24 protein-coding genes are annotated in these 25,874 nt (G+C 57.8%); 6 read left to right on the top strand and 18 right to left on the bottom strand.

The features are described from left to right. Positions 1 to 28 precede the first annotated feature (28 nt). Complete coding sequence (locus CDUR_RS02415) at positions 29 to 1,309, top strand: DUF418 domain-containing protein (RefSeq protein WP_179418845.1); 1,281 nt, start codon at positions 29 to 31, stop codon at positions 1,307 to 1,309. Here the strand turns inward: CDUR_RS02415 and guaA are convergent. Together guaA and CDUR_RS02405 are read right to left on the bottom strand one after the other, a co-directional pair. Next, entirely contained in the window at positions 1,293 to 2,861 is a 1,569-nt protein-coding gene (gene guaA, locus CDUR_RS02410; protein WP_179418844.1) for a glutamine-hydrolyzing GMP synthase, read from the bottom strand. The genes CDUR_RS02415 and guaA overlap by 17 nt on opposite strands. 39 nt (positions 2,862 to 2,900) lie before the next feature. Beyond that, the gene (locus CDUR_RS02405; protein ID WP_060996048.1) at positions 2,901 to 3,194 is read right to left on the bottom strand and encodes a hypothetical protein; all 294 of its coding nucleotides are present in this window, start codon (positions 3,192 to 3,194) and stop codon (positions 2,901 to 2,903) included. 28 nt (positions 3,195 to 3,222) lie between these two features. Between CDUR_RS02405 and CDUR_RS02400 the strand changes: the two genes are divergently transcribed. Beyond that, on the top strand, positions 3,223 to 3,576 hold the full coding sequence (locus CDUR_RS02400; RefSeq protein ID WP_290208018.1) for a hypothetical protein: 354 nt from the start codon (positions 3,223 to 3,225) through the stop codon (positions 3,574 to 3,576). A gap of 38 nt (positions 3,577 to 3,614) precedes the next feature. On the opposite strand, the gene CDUR_RS02395 is transcribed toward CDUR_RS02400, so the two are convergent. Both CDUR_RS02395 and CDUR_RS02390 read right to left on the bottom strand, forming a co-directional pair. After that, positions 3,615 to 4,226 carry a hypothetical protein gene (locus CDUR_RS02395; protein WP_179418842.1) on the bottom strand — a complete coding sequence of 204 codons (612 nt, stop codon included), beginning with the start codon at positions 4,224 to 4,226 and terminating at the stop codon, positions 3,615 to 3,617. A 137-nt stretch (positions 4,227 to 4,363) separates the two neighbouring features. Continuing rightward, complete coding sequence (locus tag CDUR_RS02390; RefSeq protein ID WP_179418841.1) at positions 4,364 to 5,710, bottom strand: NAD(P)H-hydrate epimerase; 1,347 nt, start codon at positions 5,708 to 5,710, stop codon at positions 4,364 to 4,366. 113 nt (positions 5,711 to 5,823) lie between these two features. Here CDUR_RS02390 and CDUR_RS02385 point away from each other — a divergent pair, with 113 nt between their 5' ends. Together CDUR_RS02385 and CDUR_RS02380 are read left to right on the top strand one after the other, a co-directional pair. Further along, positions 5,824 to 6,207, top strand: coding sequence for a DUF1304 domain-containing protein (locus tag CDUR_RS02385; RefSeq protein ID WP_179418840.1), 384 nt, complete (start codon positions 5,824 to 5,826; stop codon positions 6,205 to 6,207). 92 nt (positions 6,208 to 6,299) lie between these two features. Continuing rightward, complete coding sequence (locus CDUR_RS02380; RefSeq protein WP_179418839.1) at positions 6,300 to 7,145, top strand: poly(ethylene terephthalate) hydrolase family protein; 846 nt, start codon at positions 6,300 to 6,302, stop codon at positions 7,143 to 7,145. Here the strand turns inward: CDUR_RS02380 and CDUR_RS02375 are convergent. From CDUR_RS02375 to eccCa, 11 genes are all read right to left on the bottom strand, one after another. Continuing rightward, positions 7,126 to 7,443, bottom strand: a complete 318-nt coding sequence (locus CDUR_RS02375) for a hypothetical protein (RefSeq protein ID WP_290208017.1) — start codon at positions 7,441 to 7,443, stop codon at positions 7,126 to 7,128. The genes CDUR_RS02380 and CDUR_RS02375 overlap by 20 nt on opposite strands. After that, entirely contained in the window at positions 7,443 to 9,152 is a 1,710-nt protein-coding gene (locus tag CDUR_RS02370) for a hypothetical protein (protein WP_179418837.1), read from the bottom strand. Before CDUR_RS02370 ends, CDUR_RS02375 begins: the two co-directional genes overlap by 1 nt. Next, positions 9,149 to 9,460 carry a hypothetical protein gene (locus CDUR_RS02365; RefSeq protein ID WP_179418836.1) on the bottom strand — a complete coding sequence of 104 codons (312 nt, stop codon included), beginning with the start codon at positions 9,458 to 9,460 and terminating at the stop codon, positions 9,149 to 9,151. Before CDUR_RS02365 ends, CDUR_RS02370 begins: the two co-directional genes overlap by 4 nt. Before the next feature lie 112 nt (positions 9,461 to 9,572). Beyond that, positions 9,573 to 10,916, bottom strand: a complete 1,344-nt coding sequence (gene glmM, locus CDUR_RS02360; RefSeq protein ID WP_179418835.1) for a phosphoglucosamine mutase — start codon at positions 10,914 to 10,916, stop codon at positions 9,573 to 9,575. Positions 10,917 to 10,934: 18 nt separating this feature from the next. Next, entirely contained in the window at positions 10,935 to 11,273 is a 339-nt protein-coding gene (locus tag CDUR_RS02355; protein ID WP_179418834.1) for a hypothetical protein, read from the bottom strand. A gap of 97 nt (positions 11,274 to 11,370) precedes the next feature. Further along, entirely contained in the window at positions 11,371 to 11,910 is a 540-nt protein-coding gene (gene rpsI, locus CDUR_RS02350; RefSeq protein ID WP_006062646.1) for a 30S ribosomal protein S9, read from the bottom strand. Then, positions 11,907 to 12,350: a 50S ribosomal protein L13 gene (rplM, locus tag CDUR_RS02345; RefSeq protein WP_179418833.1), complete on the bottom strand. Its 444-nt coding sequence runs from the start codon at positions 12,348 to 12,350 to the stop codon at positions 11,907 to 11,909. The genes rpsI and rplM overlap by 4 nt, the downstream gene beginning before the upstream one ends. A 398-nt stretch (positions 12,351 to 12,748) precedes the next feature. After that, positions 12,749 to 13,036, bottom strand: coding sequence for a WXG100 family type VII secretion target (locus CDUR_RS02340; RefSeq protein ID WP_006062648.1), 288 nt, complete (start codon positions 13,034 to 13,036; stop codon positions 12,749 to 12,751). A gap of 41 nt (positions 13,037 to 13,077) precedes the next feature. Continuing rightward, positions 13,078 to 13,392 carry a WXG100 family type VII secretion target gene (locus CDUR_RS02335; RefSeq protein WP_179418832.1) on the bottom strand — a complete coding sequence of 105 codons (315 nt, stop codon included), beginning with the start codon at positions 13,390 to 13,392 and terminating at the stop codon, positions 13,078 to 13,080. A gap of 165 nt (positions 13,393 to 13,557) precedes the next feature. Then, a complete protein-coding gene (locus CDUR_RS02330) occupies positions 13,558 to 14,526 on the bottom strand; it encodes a type VII secretion-associated protein (protein ID WP_179418831.1) in 969 nt (322 codons plus the stop codon). Further along, complete coding sequence (eccCa, locus tag CDUR_RS02325) at positions 14,523 to 18,116, bottom strand: type VII secretion protein EccCa (protein ID WP_233453119.1); 3,594 nt, start codon at positions 18,114 to 18,116, stop codon at positions 14,523 to 14,525. Before eccCa ends, CDUR_RS02330 begins: the two co-directional genes overlap by 4 nt. 299 nt (positions 18,117 to 18,415) lie before the next feature. Between eccCa and eccD the strand changes: the two genes are divergently transcribed. Then, complete coding sequence (gene eccD, locus CDUR_RS02320) at positions 18,416 to 19,810, top strand: type VII secretion integral membrane protein EccD (protein ID WP_179418830.1); 1,395 nt, start codon at positions 18,416 to 18,418, stop codon at positions 19,808 to 19,810. Further along, positions 19,807 to 21,030 (top strand): type VII secretion-associated serine protease mycosin, encoded by a 1,224-nt coding sequence (gene mycP / locus CDUR_RS02315; protein ID WP_179418829.1) that lies wholly within the window; start codon positions 19,807 to 19,809, stop codon positions 21,028 to 21,030. The genes eccD and mycP overlap by 4 nt, the downstream gene beginning before the upstream one ends. Here mycP and eccB read toward each other — a convergent pair. The 3 genes from eccB to truA all read right to left on the bottom strand — a co-directional run bounded on the left by eccB (position 21,027) and on the right by truA (position 25,843). Next, positions 21,027 to 22,310, bottom strand: a complete 1,284-nt coding sequence (gene eccB / locus CDUR_RS02310; protein ID WP_267903401.1) for a type VII secretion protein EccB — start codon at positions 22,308 to 22,310, stop codon at positions 21,027 to 21,029. The genes mycP and eccB overlap by 4 nt on opposite strands. Positions 22,311 to 22,370: 60 nt before the next feature. Continuing rightward, positions 22,371 to 24,911, bottom strand: coding sequence for a DUF6541 family protein (locus tag CDUR_RS02305; RefSeq protein WP_179418827.1), 2,541 nt, complete (start codon positions 24,909 to 24,911; stop codon positions 22,371 to 22,373). Between the two features lie 95 nt (positions 24,912 to 25,006). Further along, complete coding sequence (gene truA, locus CDUR_RS02300; RefSeq protein ID WP_179419181.1) at positions 25,007 to 25,843, bottom strand: tRNA pseudouridine(38-40) synthase TruA; 837 nt, start codon at positions 25,841 to 25,843, stop codon at positions 25,007 to 25,009. Positions 25,844 to 25,874: the final 31 nt, after the last annotated feature.

Raw genomic sequence — 25,874 nt, 5'->3', positions numbered from 1 at the left:
AGCGATATATATTTTCGAGATGAAGCGAATGACAGACAGTAAAAACACCATGAGCTCCGAAATACAAGTCACACAACCCCGCATGTTAGCGCCCGATTGTGCCCGCGGATTCACATTATTAGGCATCGCTGCCGCCAACGCCACCACAGCATGGTTGCTTATGCCAGTTGGCACGCCTGGATTCCTATCTGGCGGCATTGTCAATGACAGCATTCTTGACAAAATAGCCATCTTCATTGGCACTATTTTCACCCACGTGCGCGGCCTACCCATGTTCGCCACCCTACTGGGATACGGCGTGGGCATGATTACTGTAAGCTTGCAACGCCGCAATTATCCACCAAAGAAAGCACGACTGGTACTAATCAGGCGCTATTTCTTTCTCGCGATATTCGGCATCCTCCACATCACGTTCCTTTTCTACGGCGACATCATGCTTTTCTATGGAATTATGGGCATGATTCTCGCACTACTGAGCCGCTTCAAAGATAAAACGTTACTCATCATCGCCGGAGTTTTGGGCGGGTTGTGTTTGCTCTCTGCACTTGCAATGGCTGCGAGTATCTTTTTCATCCCCGCCGACACATTGCATTCCATGACCAATAACCATTCCGCCTTGACGCTAGCCAATCCTGATAGTTATCTCGCACTTGTGGGGGATACTGGCCTCGCCCTGCGATTCCAACTCGGCACCGCAATCCCCAGCAGCATATTCAGCATTAGCCCAATCATGATTCTGGGTATGGTCGCCGCCCGTAATAATGTCCTGGGCCAACCTGAAAAATACAAGAAGCAACTAACATGGGCCGGTACTATCGCTGTTGCCATATCCTTTGGCGTCGGCATTCCCATCGGACTGGCGGATACTGGTGCCCTGCCCGAAAGGCTCGGACTGTCACTATTTGTGTTCAATCAGTTCGGCGGGCAATTCACTGGCCCCGGCATTGTTGCCATCATCGCTCTGGCAACCATCCCCTTCCAGCGGCGTATCGACGCCGCCCAGACAAGCAACACCGACTACACCCTGCCCGTCCCGCTCCAGGCCATTATTGCCTTGGGCAAGCGGTCTATGACCGGATACCTCCTGCAATCCATTCTCTTTGTCCTGCTGACCTCTAAGTTTACTTTCGGCCTGGGCAGGGGGCAGGGAGCCTGGGAAGCAACGCTGATCGCCATCTTCATCTGGGCCATCACCCTGGTCATCGCCTACGCCCTTGAAAAGGCCAACCTGCGCGGCCCCTTCGAGGTGGTGCACCGCAGACTCTCCTACGGACGCACCGGCCTCACTACTTTTACTCCCACTCAATAGTTCCCGGGGGCTTGGAGGTGCAGTCCAGCACAACGCGGTTCACGTCGGAGACTTCGTTGGTGATGCGGGTAGAGATGCGTTCCAGGACGTCGTAGGGCAGACGCGTCCAATCCGCAGTCATGGCGTCTTCGGAGGACACCGGTCGCAACACAATGGGGTGGCCGTAGGTTCGTCCGTCTCCCTGCACACCAACGGAACGAACATCGGCGAGCAACACCACCGGACATTGCCAAATCTTGGAGTCCAAGCCCGCTGCAGTCAGCTCGGTGCGGGCGATAAGATCGGCGGCACGCAGTGTGTCCAAGCGGTCCTCGGTCACCTCGCCGATAATGCGAATCCCCAGCCCAGGGCCAGGGAAAGGCTGGCGGTTGACAATTTCCTCCGGCAGACCAAGTTCACGACCCACCGCACGCACTTCGTCTTTAAACAGCAGGCGTAATGGCTCAACAAGGTCAAATTCCACATCATCAGGCAGACCACCCACATTGTGGTGGCTCTTGATGTTGGCGGTACCGGACCCACCACCGGATTCCACCACATCCGGGTACAGCGTTCCCTGCACTAGGAAGTCCACGCTGGAGTTTTCCGGGGCGTCGGCAAGCACTCCGGCAACGGCGCGTTCGAAGGCACGAATGAACTCGTGACCGATGGCCTTACGTTTATCCTCCGGGTCAGTTACCCCGGCGAGTTTGGCTAAAAATGCCTTACGCTCATCCAGCGTCACCAGTTTTGCGCCGGTGGCGGCGACGAAATCATTCTGCACCTGCTCGCGCTCGCCTGCACGCAACAGGCCATGGTCAACAAACACACAGGTCAAGCGGTCACCGATGGCGCGCTGCACGATGGCGGCGGCGACGGCAGAATCCACCCCACCCGAGAGGCCGCAGATCGCGCGACCATTCTCGCCGACCTGGGTGCGTACGGCGTCGATAAGCTCCTCAGCAATGTTCGCCGGGGTCCAATCCTGCTCCAACCCGGCAATCTGGGTGAGAAAGCGGACCAGCACCTCCTGGCCGTGCGGGGAGTGCATTACCTCAGGGTGGTACTGCACCCCAGCCATGCGACGTTCGAGGTTTTCAAAAGCGGCGACAGGCGCACCCGCCGATTGAGCCGTCACAGCAAACCCTTCGGGAGCAGTGGAAACGGCATCACCGTGGCTCATCCACACCTTGTGCGTCTGTTCAAACCCCTCGTGCAGCAGACCGCCGTCAATAGTCATGTCAGTGCGACCATATTCACGGTTACCCGTGTTAGCCACCGTGCCGCCCAGCGCATGCGTCATAGCCTGGAAACCATAACAAATGCCAAAAACCGGAATATCGAGATCAAAAATCCCGGCATCAAGCGACGGTGCACCCTCGGCATAGACAGAAGAAGGGCCGCCCGAAAGAATCAGGGCAGCCGGGTTTTTAGCTTTAATGTCCTCAGCGGATGCTGTGTGGGGAACAACCTCAGAATAAATCCGGGCTTCACGCACACGGCGCGCAATAAGTTGTGCATATTGCGCGCCGAAATCAATAACAAGAACGGGGCGATGAGTCTGCTGTGTCACGCTACACGATTCTACTTCATCACCCCGCAGCCACCACTACTACTCAGCGATAGTAACGGGACCGTTGTTGACCTGAACGTTCAGTGTTAGCTTCTTGCCAGAAGCGCTCTCATTGTAGGTCTTGTGGCTGGGGGTCGTTAGCGTCACGGAATCCTTCGCGGTCATCTCCACCGGAACATCGTCTGGCAGCGTTACCGATACAGTCCCCACGTCCACGTATACGTTGACGGTCTTGTCTTTATCCAAGGGTTTTAGATCCTGCAGGTTCAGTGTCACCTGACCGTTGGAAACAGCGTAATTCTCATCCAAGGCATTGGCATCACTGGTGCTCACATCAATGGACCCCTGAAACACGGTGCCTGTGCCCAGTGGATCGAATCCGTTGGTAGCAGGAACATCAACACCAACGGCGGTGGCAGCGCTATGGGAACCTGACGACGACCCGCCCGACGCACTCGCGCCAGCACTAGCCCCAGAAGAACCAGAACCGCTTGAGCTGCTAGAACTGCTGCTTTCCGAGGTTGACATTGAGCTGGAGGCCATGGCACTGCTGGAGGATCCTGATCCTCCTGAGGAGCTTCCGCCACCGCCACATGCCGCCAACAGCAGTGCAGCAGAGGCAATGACACCTGCGCCAAGAATCTTCTTAGTCACCGATCTTTTCCTCTCTGAGGCGAATGTCGCCCCTATGACGGGCGACGTGGTGCCGCCCTGACATCTATGAGCAGTCACCGCAAAGAACTTTTGCTACAACTACTTCTTTGCAATAGTAACCCGAGCAGTGTTGCTTGTGATGTTGAGTGTGAAAATACTTCCCGGCGCGTCGGAATTGTATTTTTTGGTCTTACAGTTGCTTTTTTCCGAAGGAACTTTACAGGTCAAGTCCACGGGAACGTTTTTGGGCATTTTGAGGTCAAAATGCCCTGAGTTGATGTAGATGGATACGGTTTTTGGCTCGGTCAGGGTTTCCATACCGGAGAGATCTAGGTAGATCTGTCCACTGTCTACCACATAGTCGGGGTTGAGGTCACGAGCGTTGGTGACCACGCCCGCGATCTGCCCGTTGAACATATGTCCCGTGTTGAGTGGATCATAGTCACCGGCAGTGCCGTAGATGCCTATTTGTTTGACCGCTGGCGTGGTGCTTGTGGGGGTCTCTGTGGAGGTCTCAGACTCACCCGTTGCGCCACCTACGCCCCCCTCAGTGCTTCCACTTAAGGATTCCGCAGCCGAATTCACGTTCACGGCAGTTGCTGATGCCGTGCCGGTGGCCGCGTCAGCGGTGGAGCGTTGTCCAGCTTGGGTACAAGAGGTGAGGAGCAGTGCCGAGACGATGGTCGCCACTGCCAAAAGTTGCTTGCGCACCCAAAAATCCTTCCCATACAAAACACTAATTTCATTTACAGTACAGAATTCATTCAGGGTTTCCCTATTTTTGAGACGGCTTACACATCTTTCTGTGGGTATAGCCATAGCGCTAAGGCATGAAATCTACGGGAATCCTAGCGCGCCACCGCTTGGCTGACCACCAGTGTGAGCGCTTCGGCAATGAGATGGGCGGGCACTGGCCCGTTGCACAACGCAGCTGCATCAGCGTGGACGCGCGCGGCCATGGCCACCATTACTGCGCTGGGTTCGTAGGCCACAGCGGCTCCAATGACACCGGATAAGACATCCCCCGACCCTGCTGTTGCCGCCCAGCTAGACCCGGCCTCAATGAGGTAGCGTTCACCTTCACTTACAACCTGTGTAACTCGACCTTTCAGCAGTACGCATACGTCCAGTTCACGCGCCAATTCTTCGGGGGCAGCAACACCAAAGCGCGCGAATTCGCCTGTGTGTGGGGTCAGAACAGTAAAAGCGGTTCTGCGACGCACCAGTTCTCGCAGCTCCTCCGATTCCGCCACGCGCGTCAGTGATGTTGCATCAATCACAAGGGGAAGGTTGCTGCGGAGTTGTTCGGCAAGCTGCGTGTCATCCTCGCTGCACCCGGGTCCGATCACAAGCGCCTGAACTCGCCCTTCACCCGCCACGACTTCGGGCACTGCGCGAATCACCTTGGTCACGCATGGCCCTAGGTACCGCACCATAGGCGACGTCGCCCGCACTGCCCCCTCCACACATAGTACCGCCGCACCCGGATATGCGACACTACCAGCGTAAATGCCGACAACGCCATCGGTGTATTTGTTGGAGTCCGCCCCAGGGCGCGGCCAGTTTTCCACGCGATCCACCGAATAACCCCACGGATCCATGCTCGCTAGTTCCTCATCAATGCCCAGGCCACGCAGCACTACATCGCCACAGTATTCCCAACCCAGCACATGCACAGGCTTCAAACCACCAAAGGTGACTGTGTTGGTGGCACGAATATAACTATCCCCTGGCACACCGGTCATGGGGTCCACACCGCTGGGAATATCCACGGCGACCACAGGACAAGTGGCGTGTTCCGCGATTATCGACGCCGCCTGCGCGGCCTCTCCACGCAAACCACCAGACGCCCCGATCCCCACAACTCCGTCAATGATAAGATCCGCCCGAGCAGCGGCAGCAGCGGTGGGTTCTTCGGGGCGTCGATACGCGTGATGGAGACCGGTTGAGGTCTGCCACACAGTGATATGTGCTCCGCGTCGTTCCAGTTCCTCTGCAGCATAAAGGGCATCGCCGCCATTTCCCCCTGAACCGGCGAGCACCAGCACGCGTTTACCGTACGGGTGGTGGTCAAGCAGTCGGGCGCATTCCACAGCCACGGCAAACGCCGCCGACAGCATCAGCTTTTCCCCAAGTCGAGCAAGAAGTGGCTGCTCAGCAGCACGAACCTGGTCAGGAGTGTACATCGGAATCATACCTCCACGGTAGCCAAAATTGTGCTACGTGACCGCAGCCAGAGCAGGTGACTATACTTCCGACCCGTTGTCACACCCCTTTGGAGAAAGGCTCAGCATCGTTGTCTGCCATTATGTCTCTCGTCGCACTTATTTTTATCGGACTTGCCGCCTTGCTTCACGTGTTCATCTTTTATCTGGAAGCCTTCGCATGGGCCAGCCCCACCGCCCGTAATATTTTTGGCCACGCCACGGAGGAAGAACTCGCCATCACTCGGTTTTTTGCCTATAACCAAGGTGTTTACAACCTCATGCTCGCCATTGTTGCGGGTATTGGGATCGCCATGTGGCTGGCAGGGCACCATAACGTGGGGGCCGCGCTGATGTTTGCAGGCGCTGGTTCCATGATTATTGCCGCCGCTGCACTGGCACTGAAATCCACAGCACATCGCGGTGCCGCCGCAAAACAAGCAGCGTTTGCCGTCATTGGTGTCATTGCGCTGGCCGTGGCTTTGTAACGATAGTGTCGTGAGGGTGGACACAACCACCGTTGTAGTTGACAGCTGCAAACACAGTCGTACAAGACACCAATCCACTATCCTTGAGACTTGTGGCTGAGAAATTTAAAAAGCAGTTGTCCAAGCTCTCCAAACGTGGGCCGCACCACGTGCTTATTGGTGACCTCTCCTACGCAGGTCTCCCCGGCAAGGTGTACACGCCTGCCGAGGGTAATGGGGTAGCCGCCATTGCGTTTGGTCACGACTGGATGACCTCGGTGAAAAGCTACCACCAAACCCTTCAACATCTGGCCAGCTGGGGCATTGTCGTTGCTGCCCCCGCCACGGAGATGGGATTCATGCCCAACCACCAGGGCCTCGCTGCTGACCTAGAGTCCTGCCTGCAGATCGTCGCTGGGGTTAAATTAGGAACAGGAAATGTCACAGTCTCCCCCGCAAAATTGGGGGTTGCCGGGCATGGCATGGGCGCAGGTGCCGCGATCTTGACGGCAGCGGGCCGCGACAATATCCACGCTGTTGGTGCCCTCTACCCCGCCGCCACGGCACCGTCCGCTGTGACCGCAGCCGCCCACACCACAGCCCCGGGACTGATCATAGGCCCTGGAAAAGCCACTGATTTTGACTCAAATGAGTCTGTAAAAATAGCAGCACAATGGGCTGGCCCGGTCACCTATCGGGAAGTATCCAAAGGCACGCAATCCGGCTTTTCTGAAGGTGCCGTGGTTAAAGCTCTTGTGGGCATGGGCCGACCACAGTTTTCCGCACAGGAAAAAGCCCGGGGGCTGCTCACGGGCTTTCTGCTCTATCAACTTGAAGGGGAGAAAAAATACGCGGCGTTCGCCCAGGAGGACGTTCACGCCCGTGGCTTGTCCTCCCTCACCAAAGCGGAACTGCAAGCGAAAGAGCAGGATAAAACCTTCACCAGCCTGCCGTTTTAATTCCCCGAACAGGTCGCCGTCGGGAGGGTTGCCGCAGCGGTGGCGGCTGAGGTGTCTTGTGCGCGGGCACCGCCGCCTGCACTTGTTCTCCGTTGTTTTCCTGGCGAGCATGCACCCACCGCAACTGCTCGTCAAGCCCTGAAGCCTCGTGCACATGTTGGGCGTGCGCTGTGGTTTCTCCCTTCTTGCGACGCTGCTCTAATTCTTTTTGTACCGCACGTATCGACTCATCAAACTCAGCCACATAACGCTCGGCACGCTGTTGAAACTGCTCTAAAAACTGGTCGTAACTTTGCATCACCATGCACCTGCCTTCCGCGCCCGACCACGATTACTGCTTGTCGACGCCCCGCCTACCGGAGCATCACCTGATCCACCTGGCGCTGGCACGCACACTGGTGGTTGCGGTGCAGGTTGGGGTTGTGGTGCAGGCGCTTGGTGTACTGGTGCTTGGTGTTGAGGTACTTGATGTAGAGGTGGTTCGGGCTGTGGATGAGACGCTGGTGCCGGTGCCGGCGCAGCAACATGGGGCACTGGCTCCGGGGACGGCTTCACAGGTTGTGGCGCTGGTGGTGGCGCATGATGCTCCTGCGGAGGTTGAACCGGAGGCGCCGTACCTTGGGTACCTTGGGTCCGCGACTCCACATGTGATTCCTGCGGTTGAGGCGACTCTGGGTGATGTGTTTCCCCATGGTGGTTCTCTACTACATGGTTGGGGACGTCATGCTGCGCCGAAACATCAAGATTCATGTTGTGCATGTCAGCAGATCCTGCCCCTGCCTGTTCCAGGAACTGAGCAAGGTGGTGTTCAACCTGATTGACAATTTCTCGAACCCCAGCGGTGACCAGAGTGACAAGAACTGGACCCACCGCGTTTCTGATAATGTGCTCAACCTCAAACAGCGGCTGGCCACTACCATAGCCACCACCTATGGTTGAACTCATCAAATTCGAAGCATCCAACGAGGGCGATGGCGTGCACGCATTACCATATCCTTGTTGTGGTACTGACTGTTGATAATTGGGAGGCAGCGGAGTTGTCATCCGCGCCATGTTCTGCGGCAGTACTTGCGACTGCGCTACCCGCATATCCGGGGACGAAGACTGCGACGGCACGTTCTCACAGCGAACCGGTTCCACGCACGGGGCATGGCGTTGTGGTGTCGGCTGTTCAGTGCGAGCAGTAGTGGCAGGTTGGACAATGGGTTGGGAAACAGCATGGTCCTCATGCATGGGCACGTTGTTCGAAGGTTGCGCAGCACTGCTCTGCACAGCACCCGCCATGACTGCACGTGACATGCCTGTGCCTGCCATACCTGCACTTGCCGATGCCGCCGATGATGACACAGCCGAAGCCTGAGGCACCGGCGCAGCCGACGTAGTTGGGCCGCCAGTGGAAGGCTGAGCGTTATCGTCGCGGCCGTCGTCAAGGAGCTTGTCGTAGCAGCATCGAATAGCCTTGTCACGCTCGGCGCAAAGATTCATGAGGAGTTGGCTGAAGCTGTCGATATTTGAGGCACCCAGTTGTACCGTCTGCTGAAAAGCATCAGGATTCTTCTCTGGATCCGCCTTGTCCAGCCACGCGCACACGGAATTGACCAGGAAATTCGCGGCAGCTTCTGGGTCCGCTAACCGCTGCTCAAAGTCGTCGAGGACAGATTCAATTGTGCTCCCACATTTCTGTGAGGATTCCGATAGTTTCCTACCCCGCTCTCGTTCCCACTGCCAGTTGGCTATCTGCTCCATGACAATATCCGCCAGCGTTCCGCCACTCACGTGAGCAATCACATTGGCACACAGATGCGCTGCGGGCACAAGGTTCCTCGTCATCTCAGCGCCCCCGGCTTTGTGTCCTTCTTGCTGCAGCGATGCCACCTTCAGGCCTTCGGTGCTGTTGACCGCATTCTCAATATCCTTGATGGGTATCTTCGGGCCTTTCCACTGGCCGCGCGAGGATTGCATCAACTGCGCAACCATGCCTTTAGCGGCCTTTACATGGTCGGTCACTGGTTCAGCCTTCGCAGGCAGTCCGTGAAAAAGCCCTCCGCAACCGCAAAACGGTGAACGCTCTGCTCTACCGTACCCATGACGCGGAGAAGCTGCTGGGTCTGCTCATCTGTTTGCCGGTGTATGCGCTCATACATGTCAGCAATAGCCCGGCCTTGATCTTCAAACCCTTGACCAGCGGCAGATGACGCAAAACACGGTGCAGTTTGTCCATGTCGGTCTTGGTAATCTTCACACTGGCTTCGTGTTTCCGCGATGCCTGCGAAGGCCCGCTCAAAGTCCAGCGTGACTTCATCAGGTTGTGTCATTACTCCCCCGATCGTGGTTGTACGCAGTATTTTATCTGGTTAGACTGCGCACAACCCCACGTGGTTCCCTAACCACCCACTAATTTTTCTGTACTCCGGTTTCTAGAGGTTTCTAGACCTCAGCCACAACGGCAGCCAGCCTGCCAGCAACCTTCCTGGCGGTTTCCGCGTCGGCTGCCTCCACCATCACCCGGAAGAGTTCTTCGGTACCCGATGCCCGGAGCAGCACCCTACCTGAGTCCCCGAGTTCTCCTTCTGCGCGCTGAATAGCTTCCACCACCACCGGGTGTTTTTCAATAATGGCTTTATCCGAGACCGGGACGTTAATCAGCACCTGTGGCAGTACCGTCATCGCCTGTGCCAGAGTTTTCAGTGGCAGGCCAGTTTCCGCCATGCGGGACATCAAAGCCAATCCTGTCAGCGTGCCATCGCCGGTTGTGCCGTGATCAGGAAGAACAATATGGCCGGACTGCTCGCCACCCAGGCTGAAGCCACCGGCATTCAGATCAGCGAGCACATAGCGGTCCCCCACTTTGGTGGTACGCAGGTTAATGCCTGCTTCATTCATGGCGAGTTTAAGGCCCAGGTTCGACATGACGGTGGCCACCAGCGTGTTTTTGCGCAATTCGCCATTGTCTTTCATCGCAAGCGCGAGGATCGCCATGATCTGATCCCCATCGACAATATTGCCTTCGGCATCCACCGCCAAGCAGCGGTCGGCGTCACCATCGTGCGCGAGTCCCAGGTCAGCACCATGGTCCAGCACTGCTTTCTGGATCACGTTGATGTGGGTGGATCCACAATTATCGTTGATGTTGTAGGCGTTCGGCTTGTCGTGAATCGCAATGACCTCGGCACCGGCCGTCCCGTAGGCCAGAGGGGCCACCTCAGATGCCGCACCATTTGCCGCATCCACCACCACTTTGATGCCTTGCAAATTGTGGGGCATGGCCTGCGACAAATGCTGAAGGTACCGTTCCTGCGCATCCGTCGCTTCCTCAATGATGCGACCAATGCCGTGGCCGATGGGGCCGTTTTCCGGGAGGCGAGTCATCGCCGCTTCGATTTCATCCTCCACCTCATCGGCCAGCTTGTGCCCACCAGCGGCGAAGAACTTGATGCCGTTGTCGGGCATGGGATTGTGGCTTGCGGAAATCATCACCCCCATATCCGCGCCGTAATCGTCAGTGAGGAATGCAACCGCTGGGGTGGGCAGAACCCCGACCCGCAGGACGTCGACACCCTGGCTCGCCATGCCTGCCGACAGTGCGGCGGCCAGCATCTCCCCCGACACCCGCGGGTCACGGCCCACGATCGCCACTGGGCGCCGTTTCGACGTCCTATTTTCACTGGTCAGAACATGCGCGGCAGCTGCCCCAAGTTTGAGCGCCAACGACGCTGTCAGCCTTTCATTCGCCATTCCACGCACGCCGTCAGTTCCAAAGAGTCGAGTCATGGATTCTATTATGCCTGCCTAACGACGCCCTCCAAACACGGCACGCACAAAAGCCTGCCGCGCTACGGCTAGGTGCTGTGACTTCTGCGCAGGCTCCCCAGGTGTGCCCGGTTTTTGGGGTTCAGTAGGCTGCGTGCTACTTGACGATGGCTCGGACTTCGTTGCTTTACCCAAGCCAATTAGCACCTTCTGCCCCTGGAAGATAGACTTCTTGATGCTATCCTTCGGCAGGATGACAGTCACAGAGAATTCTTTCTCTACCTGCGCATTTTTGGAACAGTGACGTGCAGCGGCAATGGCGATTGGGGCTGTAGTGTTTTTCGCCAGGTTTACTGTCCAGCCTGCACTTTTCGCCATAAACCTCTCCGTTCAAACGCTGAGGAAAAACAAAACACCGCCCTTTTGCACCCTTGAAAAGGTGAAAAAGAGACGGTGTTTGTGTAAAACCAGAGGCTTAACGCTTGGAGTACTGAGGTGCACGACGTGCTTTGTGCAGACCAGCCTTCTTGCGCTCAACAGCACGAGCGTCGCGGGTCAGGAAGCCAGCCTTCTTCAGCGCCGGGCGATCAGTCGGGTTGTAGACATTCAGGGCACGCGCAATAGCAAGGCGAAGAGCACCAGCTTGGCCGGAGGGGCCACCACCGTTGAGGTTTGCATGAATGTCGAACTGGCCTTCACGATCAATCAGTACCAGCGGAGACTTGATCAGCTGCTGGTGCAGTTTGTTCGGGAAGTAATCTTCCAGGGAACGACCGTTGCAGATGATCTGACCGGTACCAGCGGTCATGCGAACACGAACGATGGCGCGCTTGCGGCGACCAACAGTCTGAATCGGCTGATCCAGCTCGGCGGGAGCAGGAACAACGGTTTCTTCTTCAACTTCCACAGCCACGGCATCGGCGATGGTGTTGGTGAATTCCTCAGTCGCAGCCTGTGCGGCAGCGATATCAGCAGCGTCGGCTGCGAGGTTTTCGGTGTTGTTCGGTTCGGTCACTGGGCCACCTGCTTGATCTCGTAGGTTTCGGGCTTCTGAGCAGCATAGGGGTGCTCGGATCCGGCGAAAACGCGCAGCTTCTTCGCCGACGCACGCGACAGCTTGTTGTGCGGCATCATGCCCTTGATAGCTTCTTCAACAACACGCTCAGGGTGCAGTTCCAGCGAACGACCCAAGGTGAGTGCCTTCAAACCACCCGGGTAGCCGGAGTGGCGGTAACGGAATTCACGTTCACGCTTATTGCCGGAAACAGCAACCTTATCGGCGTTAATGATGATGACGTGGTCACCACAATCAATGTTGGGGGTGTACTGTGGCTTGCCTTTGCCGCGCAGAAGATTGGCGGCGACCACAGCAAGACGACCCAAAATCATGTCAGTGGCGTCAATGACGTACCACTTGCGGGTAATTTCACCGCTTTTCGGGTAATAGGTAGACAAAACGACTCCTTGTAAGTCTGTCTAGAACTGCCAGCCATAGATCAATGCAGGGAAAACATACGGCGGCCGGTGGAGACCCGCATGTCTTTGCTGCTCTGGCCCCGCAACTGCATGCAGAGGAGGACCACAGCCCATACACAGATACACCAGCTTAAAGCATGGTGTATCTGTTTTCAAAATACTTCTGCAGTGCGTGCCCCGCACTGGTTGGCCACGTTGAATGAACTATCGGGGCAATGCCACACAATGCAGAGCCACACTACAGAGTCTTCATACATGGTTATCCTGGTTTCACACCACAGCGGACAAGCCCGAATGCCCTTCTACGTCCTGCAGCAAGCCTGCCGTGTTGGGTGAAACCCACAGGAAGCAGTGTCGCGGTGTGAAACCAGAGTCTTTTAGCCCCAGCTTGCGGCTGCCATGCGATTGACTTCACTCATACGGTCGTTACCTTCCTGCACGGTGGAAGCAATAGTTTCCAGGATGGTGTTCAGCTCTGCGGCTGCGCTATCCCACTTGGCCTGGGCTGTTTGGTAGGCAGATGCGGAATCGCCTTCCCACGTTGAAACCATGGGGTGCAGTTGCTGCTTCAAATCATCCAGCAGCGCGTTCATGCTGCCCGCAGTTGCCCGAATGTCCGCCGCTGCTGTTTCGATGTCCCCAAACTGGTACTTGATCTGATCCATGATAGGTCTCCTTGTTTTATGTTCTGTCGCTGGTGGATGTATTAGAGAGCCAGGCCCTGACCAATGGTTTTAAAGGAACTGACGTTGTGCGCCTCCATACCTTCAAAGGACTTCGCGTTGCTGCGAATATTCTCGGCGATGCTATTCAGCGCTTCCCGCAGCTTGGTGGCCTGTGTGTTCCAGTTCTGCATCAGGCTGTCAAAGGACATTTGAGCCGAGCCTCTCCAGCTACCCTTCAGCCCATCAACAACCCCGTGAAGCCTGTTGAGTTCCGATTGAACGTAATTGTTTGTGTCATCAACATGGCCCGCTGTGGACACCATGACATCGGCTTCAGTCCTAAACGTCTCAGACATGGGTTCGCCCCTCCTCGAACGAAATTACGTGCCGGCCAGAACTTTTCCAGCCGAACCCCCGAAAAGCATCCCGCACCCACCTTTGTCATGAATGCCGAAAAAGCTTTTCACCACATTTGGACTAGCAAACCACCCATAAAGTTCCCTACACCCCAAAAAAATTTCCTAATTTTTCAGCTGGAGGGTTTCCACAGCCATTCGACACGCAGCTTTCTGTGGAATCGTGGCATTCGTTTTACTATGACATCCCACGCTTACCTGGTTGTTCTGCTGCACCCACGTCACCCACAGCACACTGGATCCATCCCCCGGATCTTCGCGGTAGGTTTGTGTCACAATCTCAGGCCCGCGCATCTGCTCGTCGCTTTGAGCCGTGAGCTGTGGGTCATGTTCCACCATTTCCTCCACTTCCCGCCGCACCGCCGCTGGATCCACATTATGAATGGGGTCGGCCGCCACAAGAATACGCAGATTTGGATCATCACCAGTGGCCACCAACAAACCGTCATCGCGGGGTTCAAGTTTAAAACCCTGCGGCACGGAAAACACCACGTTCTGGTATTCCAGAACACGCGACGGCGGCACTTCCTGTTTACGGCGGGTACTTGCCGCGGGTGACGACGCCCCGTTCCCCAGGGCATGTGCTGCGGTACTGACGGTTGCAGCATGGCTGTGTGCGGGGGCGTCGGTACGCACTGAGTTACCAACAAGCAGCACTACCCCACCGACGATCACTACCCCGATACCCGCAAGCACAGCATGAAATCGGGTGAAGGGCAACTGCCGCGTATGTTCGGTGGGACGCCTGATCTGAAAAAGATCCTCATGGCTAGGTTGGCTGCCTGATTCCTGAATCACAGGATCGGTGAGCGCCTCAATGCTGTAGGCCGTCACGCCTTTATTCAACAACGTGCGGCTCAACATATCCGTGGCGGCTTCACTACCATCGATGACTACCTCAACATCAGGCCACACAGCCCCATACATGTCACGGATCTGTTCGATCACAGCGTTGACGGCCCAGCCTTCTTCCACGCCTGTACCAGGCAAGTCATAGCGGTAAATCGTGTCGATACCCTCAAAAAGCGTGGCAGAATCCAAAACGGTAATTTTTACCGAGCTGAGGCTACTCATGGCTGCGCCACCTGGCACACGCCGACAACAGCACCCCGGTTCACTAATGTGCCACGGCCTGGAGGTTGCTGCACCGGCTTCACCCCGAACAACACGCCCTCTTCACGGTCAATGTTGAGCAACATCACCGCAGGTGATTGGTCACGTATTTCGCTGAGGAATGGGTCGTACAGCGCGCGCTGCGCACCACCGGACTTTCTAGACACCACCACATGGAACCCGATGTCACGCGCATGTGGGATGAGCGACTTCAGAGGAAGGAACGCCCCGTCTTGCACAAGATCGTAATCATCAATAAGCAGATAAATGTCTGGCCCCGTCCACCAGGACCGATCACGCAGTTCCTGCGCTGTCACATCCGACCCGGGAAGCCGCGAGGTCAAGGTGGTCACCATGTTGGCAACCGCCATGTCCGTGGCCTGACTGGTCGCGCTGTACACAGCCATCATGGCTTCATCAAAAGCCCCCAGGTGGGTACGCCTATGGTCTATAACGACCATGCGCGCTGCATCTCGGCCTAGATCAGTGATACCAGCGGCCATGGTGGCAATAAATGTGGACTTGCCGGATCCTTGGCTACCCAGGCACAGCACATGCGGGGCGTCGCTTGGCACCCAGGTCTGGGGGCTGAGTTTAGGACCGCCAAGCCCGATAAGAATGCCCTTTCCAACATCAGTATTGCCAGTGCAAATCTCAGCACGGTGAATCTGCGGTGGCAGCACACGCAACGGTGGGACGGGAGACTGCCCTTGTTGCTCCGCCGACATCCTCACATACTCAATGTCTTGGTTCGTGGACAACGCAATCAGCATGGGTTCACCATCGGTGGTTAAGCCCCGTCCCGGCGCGTGCGGAAGTTTCAGCTGGGCTTTTCGGTCGATCAATGAATCCATCGCTTCACCGAGCCGCAGTTCTATCCTATGGCTGATCAGGTCACGAATCGCTGGACGCATGGCAGTCCAGCGCTGAGTACTGGCCACAAGATGCACACCTGCGGCAAGACCATCTGCGGCGATGCGGTTGAAGGAATCAACCAGGTGGTCAAAGTCGGTTCCTACGGTGTGCCAACCATCAACGATGAGGAACGTGTGCCGATCGTCCGGTTCGTCAATGAAACCGAGGACTTCATCAACGATGCGCTGGACTTTTTCTGGATCATTACGGTGCGCCACCCCAGCAACGTGTGGAATCCGCGCGAGTGTGGCTAGGGCGGTTCCCGCCAAGTCAAGGACGTAAAAGCGAACGGCGCTGGTGGGGTGGGTGACTGCTAGGGATAAAACGATGGTGCGCAGTGCCGTGGTTTTCCCTGTCTGCGGCCCACCGCAGATCGCGGCATGCCCGCCGGTTCCTGTAAAGGACAAGACGAGAGGGTCTTGGCGCTGATGGTAAGGGCGATCAATGATGCCGATAGCTGCTTCCCAGTCACATGTTGCCGGGGTTTCCATTGTCTCATAGCCCGCTGCCGCGTCTCGGGCAGCTATCACCTCAGAGAGAGGAATAGTATCAGGTAGCGGCGGTAGCCACACTGTGTGCGCTGAAACTCCTTGCTGCCGCCCAGCTTCTTGGGCAATGTCCACAACGGCGTCAAGCAGCGTCGTGGTGTCCTCGTGTGTGTCGCTGTGTTCTTCATCGAGATTGTCATCCGAATTGATGACCTCGGGCGGGGCAATGCTCTCCCAGTCTGTGAATACACGAATGCCACAGGTTTCCGCAACCGCTGTTGCAGCTGAGCTGGGCAACGGTCCAGAGACGTAGCTTGCTTGGAAGCGCGTGACCTCCTCAGCATCGGTTTTGATGTAGCCCGCACCGGGCCGCGCTGGCAGATGGTAGGCATCAACAACGCCGAGTACTTGGCGGGATTCCGCAGCCGAGAATGTTTTCAACCCAATGCGGTAAGACAGATGCGAATCCAATCCACGCAGGCGTCCTTCTTCGAGCCGTTGGCTGGCCAGGAGAAGGTGGATATGAAGGGAGCGTCCGAGGCGTCCCACGGCGACGAAAAGGTCGGCGAAGTCAGGGTGTTGGGCAAGAAGCTCGGAGAATTCGTCGAGGACGATGAGCAGGGCTGGGAGCGGTTCAAGGTCAGGGTTGTCTGCGCGGGCTTTGTTGTAGTCGTGGACATTGGCGTAGTTTCCGCTGGCACGGAGTACTTCTTGTCTGCGGTTGAGTTCACCACTGATGGCATCGTGCATGCGCTCGACCAGGGTGGATTCTTCGGCCAGGTTGGTGATGATAGCGCTCGTGTGTGGGAGCCGATCAAGCCCCAGGAAGGTCGCACCGCCTTTGAAGTCGACGAGCACAAAGTTCAGTTCTTCCGGCGAGTGCGTGACCGCCAGCGCAAGGACCAGGGTTTTGAGCAATTCGGATTTTCCCGACCCAGTAGCCCCGATGCACAAGCCGTGCGGTCCCACGCCGCCGTGTGCGGATTCTTTGAGGTCCAAGAGCAACGGCCTGCCTGTATCGCCCAATCCGAGTGGCACCAGAAGACGCTGCCGAGCCGTCTCAGGCGTGGTGTGAGGTTGCCATAGTGCGCCGGGAGTGAGCTGGTCAATGCTGCCCACACCAAGCAGAGACAGGAAGTCACCGGAAGCGGTAGCGGAGTCGGTGTCTGCGGGACGTCGATACGCGTTCATGGCTTTGGCCACAGCACATGCTTGGTTTTCGGTGATCAGATCGGGGCTGCCCAGCGGTTCTGGGCCGCTCATGGTGTGTGCGATCAGCTCGTCACCTTCGACGCTGAGGCACAGCCCTTCGTCGCGGGCGCGAGCCCCCAGAGCTGTGTGTTCGTGGGAACCGACGTCAATGATGGTGGTCCAGTAGGGATCGTCGATGAAGGATTCCACTCCAGTGGTAGTCACGGAATCCACAATCAGAATGCGGTAAGCGGCGTAGTCGATGGTGCGTGTGTGGGGCAACCATTTCACCCATTCCCAACCACCACCAAGAACCTTGATGCCCACGCTTTCAGGGCCGTGATGAAACACGAGCTGCAGCACCAACGCACGCGCCATATTCGCAGCGTGGGGCCCGGAAATCCCCAGGAAGCGGAACGCTCGTAACTGGATGGAAATGGGCATTTTCTCCAGCGTCCCTACGGATCGGACGGTGTGCCGCAGAGCGACAGCACACACCGGGTCAAGGTCTTCGGCCGCACCGGAATCCTGCACGTCAATGGGGGTGCACAGGCGCGTGGCACCAACGCCCATCCGAATTTCTAACGCATCAGGATCGTTGGCGTTGCGTTCCCACATACGTCGCGACCCCACATGCGACCACATAAACGCCGGGTCAGGGTGTTTATGCAACTCGTGCGTGCGCTGCGCTTGTCCGTTTTTCAGGGCTTTCGCGCGCAACACACCAATGTGGCGCATGAAAATCCTGCGGGTTTCATCGGGATCATCGGCCTGCTGCGGGGCGAACATAGTGGCAACACTCATGAGCATCATCAGCGGAAACACCAACATTCCTGGGTTCGCGTTGCGTAACACAGCCCCAATCCCGCCGGAACCATTACGGCTGTTGAGCACCATTAGCCCCATCATCCCGACGAACGCCAACACCATAACCAGCGGTAACAACAATCGAACCATCGGCACCGGCTGCGGTCGCACGGCAGCCGGAACAGGTTCCGCAGTCAAGGTTCCCGATGGTAACGGCGGCGCTGGTTCGCGTTCCGCGTACGCTAACGGCACCACAATGGTGCTCGACGCAACAGCATGTGATGGTGAAACATGTGGTGCTGACAACTGGGAAACACCCCCCTTTTTATGTTTTTTCAACGCCGGTTTCCCCCACCGGCTGGACATAGCGAATATTCTACGCCATGCTTGTGATAGTTGCACAGGGGAGGCAGTGCAACCACAGCACATTCACACGTCACAAGGGGGTAATGGTGGCCACTGACAGCGCCTTGCGCATCACCATCCGCATTGATATTCCAGATAGCGCTTATCCCAGCACCTGCATTGACCTTGCGGTTCCGCGCAACTCCAGCATCGCTGAGATTCTTGATGAGGTACTCACACTCGCCGATGCCCCACGCATCAGCCGCCCCTGGCAAGCCACCACTGCTGCAGGTGTGCTTATCGACGCCGCGCAACCGCTCGCCCACACACCACTCACCCACGGGAGCACCATAGTTTTATCGCCACACCGCGACGTGGAACCACCCGTCCTGTGCGACGCAGCAGAATCCTTCATCGACCACGGCACGACCCGTCAGCACACTGGGCTGACCACATTAAGCACCCTAGTGGGCATCATTCTCATCATGTGCTGTGCCATGTCACCACTGACGGGTATCATTCCGCTGGGGGCAAAATTTTTGGTCGTGGCGCTCTTAACACTTATTGTGCTCACCCGCATGCGCTCTACGGCATCCTTATTCAACGATTCACCAGATGGCGACTCAACGGGGGCCTTAGCCGCGCTGAGCATCCTGTGCTTGACCAGTGTCATCTGTACGTGCCTCGGCGCACTCAGCTTCATCATTCCGTTCCCCATCGCATCAAGCCAGCTCTCCGCTGTTCCATGGGCCGGACTGGTCACCGCACTATGCGGCGCAACCATGTTGATCACCTGCCACATTCTGGGGACACCACCACTGCGGCTCACTGTGGCATGTGCTACCGCACTCACTGTCATCGCGTGCACCAGCGCAGCGTTCGCACTCACCTCAACCCCCAGCAGCATTGCCGCCGCCACCTGCGTCATCGCCACCGTCCTGGTCGCACTATCGCCATGGCTGTCCCTCCGGTTCGCCGGGCTACGCGTCCCACAACTGCCCTCGGCGGGTCAAGACTTCAACGTTGCCGACATTCCCATTGACAATCCCGAGGCCAGGGCCTCCCGCGCCACCGCACTTCTCGACGGCATTCTCATCGGAACAGTGGCCTGCGCCATACCAGCCATGATTGTGCTCAGCCTCCGTGGCGACGGCTACACGGCAGCTCTCTGCGCAGCCAGCGCCGGGGCTGTCCTCGCCCACGCTATGCGACACCGCAGCATCCTCGCACTCTGGTCCCTCTGGTCATGGGGCATGACCAGCATCGCCGCTATCGGACTCTGCCTGCTCTTTGCAGGTAAAAACACGCCCCTGCTCTGCATCGGGGCACTCGGCGCACTCGTATGCACCACCGCACCGCTGTGGGCGCATCACATCAAAACCCTCTCCCCCACTACGCTCAACTGGCTCGAACGCTTCGAATCCCTCGCCGTCGCAGCCACCATTCCACTCGCTGCGCATCTTCTTGGCATTTTTAGCCTGATCAGGGGACTCGGATGAGACGCCACCACGTCACCGCTGTCGCTGCCACAGCGTTGCTTCTGTGCGCTTCCGCACCCTGTGCCGACGCCCAACATACCACCACACCGCCACCCCCAGCGTGCGCCCGCAGCGTTCCGACCGACCCTCCCCTACGTGCCGACACCGCGCGGGCGGCGTCGAAAAGCTCCCTCAAACCAGCACACTCGATAGCCACTGGACGAAACGTCAAAGTCGCCGTCATTGATACTGGGGTCGCACCCCACCCGCGCCTCCTACCCCGGCTTGACGCCGGTGCCGACCTCCTTGGGGAACACAACCCCCTCCACGACTGCGATGGCCATGGCACCATTGTTGCTGGTCTCATTGCTGGAGCCGCCGGACCTGATGACTACGTGGGCATCGCTCCGGACTCCACCATCATCAGCATCCGACAAACCAGCGCCCACACGCGTGACAACGACCACGGCGGCACCCTCGAATCCCTCACCACCGCCATCCACCGCGCCCTCGACCTTGGCGCGCAGGTCATCAACATCTCCGTGGTCTCCTGCGTCCCTGGCGCACTGCGCACTCATCCCGACGGTGCGAAACTCCGGCAAGGGCTTGATGCAGCACTCCGCCGCGCCGAAGAACAACGCACCGTCGTTGTTGCAGCCACCGGCAACATTGGCACAAACTGTGAACCTGACAGCATTGTCTACCCCGCGCATTCATCAACCGTGTTGGCTGTGTCTGCACAGGATGAGCCACACACCATCGCAACCTATTCCATCCCACCCAGCGGGGTATTGCTGTCCGCGCCGGGCACAACGCCAGTGGGGCTCTCACCTGATGTTGGTGAACCCCCTGCCAGTGTTTTTGCAGCGGGGATGGTCACCGAGCAGGGCCCATCCTCATTTACTGGAACGAGTTTCGCCGCGCCTATCGTCTCCGGCACGGCGGCACTGTTGAAGGAACGCTACCCGGACGATACTGCACTGCAAATTCGCGCCCGGATTATTGAAAGCGCCGACCCGGGGACCGGGGCGGTGTCACCGTACCGCGCCCTGACCCAAGTTCCGGCAAAGTACAGCACCATCACGCACCGTCAACAGGCAGTTGAGCCTGTCGCCACCAACGATGACATCATGCGTCGGTGTGGAATTGCCGTGGTGGTGATCGTCATGGTGTTGCTGGGGTGGGTGATAGTAGCCCGCGTGAAAAGCTTGCAGGCTGTGCCAGATGCACGTGAATGCTAGTAGGTGGGAAGCATGGCTTGCTTCTTGGCCAGCTGGGAACCGCTGGGCAGGAGTCTGATAATCGACCAGGGCGCAGTCGCGGGTGTGCGTACCCCTAGCGCTTCGAGTTCTTCGTGGGAGGCCACCCGGTGCGTTATTCCCGTATCAGACACCACAAAATAACCGTGTCCCGAGTCCACCCCCACCCCGGTTCCAGGTCCAACGTAGGTGCGGGCGAGGCTGTCACCGCTTAAGGCAACACCACGTCGTGGTTGGGTGCTGTGGGCATCATCAACAAGGTCTTCAGCATCCACGCTCACCACGCCGTCCGCGTCTGTGGCGCACACTCGGCTTTCGGGGCGCAGATGAATCAACATCAGTGGCTCGGTCGGAAGCGTGATAGGGGCGGGTGGAGCGTCCGGGTGTTCCGCCAGGATACCCGCGTTGACTCGTGTTTCTTTGATGTTGGCATCACGCAGAATGTCGTGTTGGAAGGATGTGATGGGCTGGATACCGTTCTCATAACGCACCCACGCACCACCGTCAGACACCAGGACTTCACGCACGTTATTGGGGATGTGTAGGGGAGGCTGCTCCGCAATCACATTGAGGAGTTCACGCGGGGGCCGCCACACAAAAACATCTGGAGTAATGCCGAGTCTGCGGCGAATCACGCGTCCCTCAGGGGTGTTCTCGGCTGGTAATTGGGCGCGGCCCTTGTTGGTCACTAGGTAAAAATGCCCCGCAACCTCCGCTACAAGGGCTTCGTTATCACGAAGGTGCTCCGCTGGGTGGCCCACCTGCACGCTAACGTGCGGTAACGCCCCCAACACGCCCGCCTCGTGGTGGCATGCGGACCAGTGCGTATCCCCCGGCGGCTCCGGGGCAATCATGCCTGGGGCGTCGGGAATGCCCACAGGTACTCCACGGGGAATAGTGGCCAGTACGGAGTCGGAAGCGCGTACGGGTTGCGTTGCTTCACCGGTGATCAGCCTTGCGGAAGCGAGGTTGGTCACGGGGTGAAGCGTGGCGTCGATACGCACGTACAAAGCCCCCGATTCCGATGCCACAATGGGTGCTTCCCCGGGATTGATGGCCGGATTCAGCACCGCCATGGCACCTGCCCCCAGTCCCAGGACCGTAGCCATGGCGGCCCCCGCGTAAAGCGCACGATGCCTGCGCGCAAGCGGATCATGAATCATGCGGATATCGCCCAACACCACGCCGTGTTGGGCGCGGCGCATGAGAAATTTGTAGCCACTGACCTGAGCTTTTGATGTTGGCAATAGGATATTGGCCATTGTTCCCCCGAAACCCCCTGAACATGATTACAACGACAGTGCGTTAGACCATATACTACCCTAGTTTATCTCTACCGGAACCAAGGGGTCAGTCACCTGAGTGTCCTCGCCCGTTCCATCCTTTGGGGGTATGGTTGGCGGGTCGCTCCGGTGCGGCAACTTCCAGGACCGGTGGAAATAGGGTTCATTCCATTCGGACATCAACTCCGTGGCCCCAGCCTCACCTTTAGTGCGCAGCGGCGGCAACGGCTCTGGAGAATTACCGGGTGCGCGCATCTGCTCCAACTCAGCATCAGTGAACTGGGCATTCACAGCAAAAATGATGACCTGTTTGTTCTTGTAGATGGGTGTGAGTCCCGGCGCGTCCCACAGCCCAAACTCCATGTTGGGGTGGGGTTCCTGGAACGCCCAGAAATTAGGTGGTGAGACGAAGAAGTAGTTAATCCCAAGGTTCCTGGTCGCAAGGTCAATGTCGTTGAGGTAATCGGGGTCGTTGTAGTTGCCCTGGCCCACGAAGTTCGGGAAGTGGTACACCAGTGAGGTGTCCGTGCCGGCTTTGGCCGACGGCCAGGAGTAGTGCCGGAACACACCCGGCAGGCCGTTGTAGGCGTACATCCAGCCGGGGCCTTCCGCCGGATTGAACATGATCGCGCCGTCGTAGGCATGCGGTTGCTTGGCGAGCCAGTCAAAACCTGCCCTGTCTGCCTTGTCCACCATGCGATCATCACGAGGCGAGAGAATAGACCAGTCAGAGGACTTATCCATCATGGACGGAATGTAGGACACCAGCACGCATGCACCCACAATGCCCGCGATAATGGACAACAGGTTAGAGCCGATACGCAGCGGTTTCCACCGCTGAATCGGCCCAAGAAGCACAAGCCGGCCCACGGCAGCAAGGCCCACGCCCGCTGCCGCAGCACAGAACATCGCCGCCGGCATGACCAAGCGATGGCCCGTGTTGTAGTGCAGTGCCCCCACAGAACCAAGGATGTCTGCCCATCCATCGCCAAAGGGAACCAGAGAGTTCGCACAAATCCAAATGCTGAGTGCATAGAACGCCGGTCCCCACAGGTTTCGGCGCCACAGAATCAACAACACACCACCCACAGCGGCTGTCCAAAGAAGTGGCCAGTTCGTGCCGAAGTCCTCCGCATGCCGTGTGAGCATCTTAATACTCACCCACCACGAGTCGGTGCGGCTAATGTCCTCTTGGGCAGTAAAAGCCTTGACTTCTTCCGTCTGCCCGGCACCTGACACAATCTGCGGGAGCAACAACAACGTGCCCACAGCACCTGTGGCAGCCAGGATAAGTACATCGCTGAAGCGATACCCAATATGCTGCTTCCATCCTCGAGGTTTCCTCGCTGGTGCCCACAGCAGCCAGAGGAGCCACCAGCATGCCAGGCTCATCACCACGACGGTCGCGGCGGACGGGTGGGTTTGCACCATGCCGCCAAAGGCCAGAGCCGTGGCGAATGCGCGGCTAGGTACAGCGGGAACAGACATGAAGATGCCCAGCACAATGCCGCTCATAGCGATCGCAGCCAGATACGGCCATGCACCCACGTAATTACCAATCCACATGAGCACTGGCAGCGGCACCACTATCAATCCCGCAAGACCTGCGGCAATCTGCGCTGTCAGGCCGCGTTTGCCTACCAGCCGCCAGGCAATCAACCCCACAGAAGCAGGCAGCAGCAATCCAGGCAGCACTATGGAGGAAATGTTAATGGCCGCGATGGGGCTGATGTCCGCGATCTCTTTGAACACCCACACGCCGTCGTGCCAGGCGGCGGGATAAAACATAGTGTCGTGGGTCTCCAGGTTTTGCAGCTCGCCCATGCGGGTTGACGATGCCACACCCGTATCGCCAATGAACTGAATAACGCTGGCATGCCAGTGCACATCCCAGCCCTGGAAAATGTTCTCCATGCCGCCTTTGGCGGAGTCAAGCAGTTTCAGTCCACGGGCAATCAGCATGTAGCAGCCGGTGAGGATGCCCGCAGCAGGTAGAATCCACACGGGATCCAGCACGCTTCCCACGCGCCACTGGCCATTCCACCAGCGATGCAGCCTGGGAAAACGCGGAGGTTTGGGTTCTTCTACTAGTTCTTCCGCATCAGGGTCGTCAGAAAAATCGGCAGGCTCATCAACGAGTTCGTCGTCTACCCCATCCATATCGACGGCGTGCATGACCTCGGTTTTTGCAAACCCGGCGTTAGCCACCCGCTCCGGCCCGTCCGGCAGGTCCCCCTCCTGCAGGTCGTCGTCAAGCTCTTCCTGTGCTAGCCGCCACTGCTCTTCAAAACGGGCTTTGCGTTCGCGTCTTCGTGCTTGAAGCACGCGGCCACGCCAGAAGCATAGCCGCCACAGCAGGGCGAGTGCGGTGAGAAAACCCCACATCACCCCAACACTATTAAGGTCAAATGCGTAGGATGTGGTGCCGTAATACCAGCCAGCAAGGCCATAAATACCAAAGCTTGCGGGAATGGACACACCTACTGCCCAGGGTAGTTTCAGACCGGAAATCCACGCAACGACGAAACCGGGTACGGTGAAGACCGCGATCGCGACATACGCTGCCTGGTAAATCTCCATCCGAAACCCACTCCCTGCAATCCGTGTAATGACAGACTCTCAAAATTCTACCCCCGACCCCCACCACCAAGGGCATTGGTAGCACAGATTTTCACTCACACGCGCGTATCACGCATGTTTCTGGTCAAAAGTGCCCGTCCAGCAAGCTGGTCATCCGCCGGGTAATCAACGCCCACCAACGTCAACCCTTTCGCTGCCGCAACAGGCACCAACGACGACCGCTGTTTTTCCGCAAGCAACAGCTCCGCAAACGTCGCTTGTCGACGCCCCTCCCCCACAGCCAGGCATGCACCCACCAGCGAACGTACCATCGACCAGCAAAACGCATCAGCCGTCACGTGTGCCTCATACAACTGTGGTTCTGCATCAGTGGACACATCGTGCCAGGTGAAACTCTGTAGGTCGCGCACCGTCGTGGAATTGGGACGAGCCTTGCAAAAGGCGGCAAAATCATGAAGCCCCACCAGGTAATTCGCTGATTCCTGCATCGCCGCCATATCCACTGGCTTCGGCCACGTTGCCGTATCTCGCGCACGTGTTGGCAATGCCCCACCGGGATGTGTGGTGACGCGGTAGGTGTAGTGGCGTCGTAACGCAGAAAACCGCGCGTCGAACCCAGCTGGTGCGAACGTGCAATCCTGAACCCGGATATACTCCGGCAGGAGGCGAGCAAGGCGGCGCACCATGCGCATCGGGTCGCCGCCGATGGACCGTGTGTCCAGTGAGGCTGTGGGGACATCGACATGCGCCACCTGCCCGGATGCGTGAACCCCGGCGTCGGTGCGTCCCGCGACCGTGAGCGACGTCGGCACCCGCAGAATCATAGACAGCGCATCCTCCAGCACCCCCTGAACCGTGCGTAGCCCATCTTGGCTGGCCCAGCCGTGAAAGTCTGTGCCGTCGTAGGCTACGTCAAGTCGAAGCCTGGCCATCGCTGAGGGAGTTGCTGTTTTTTCCGTCACG

This window comes from Corynebacterium durum, assembly GCF_030408675.1.
In the GTDB taxonomy this organism is placed as follows: Bacteria; Actinomycetota; Actinomycetes; order Mycobacteriales; family Mycobacteriaceae; genus Corynebacterium; species Corynebacterium durum.
This window is presented reverse-complemented; position numbering and strand designations above follow the sequence as displayed.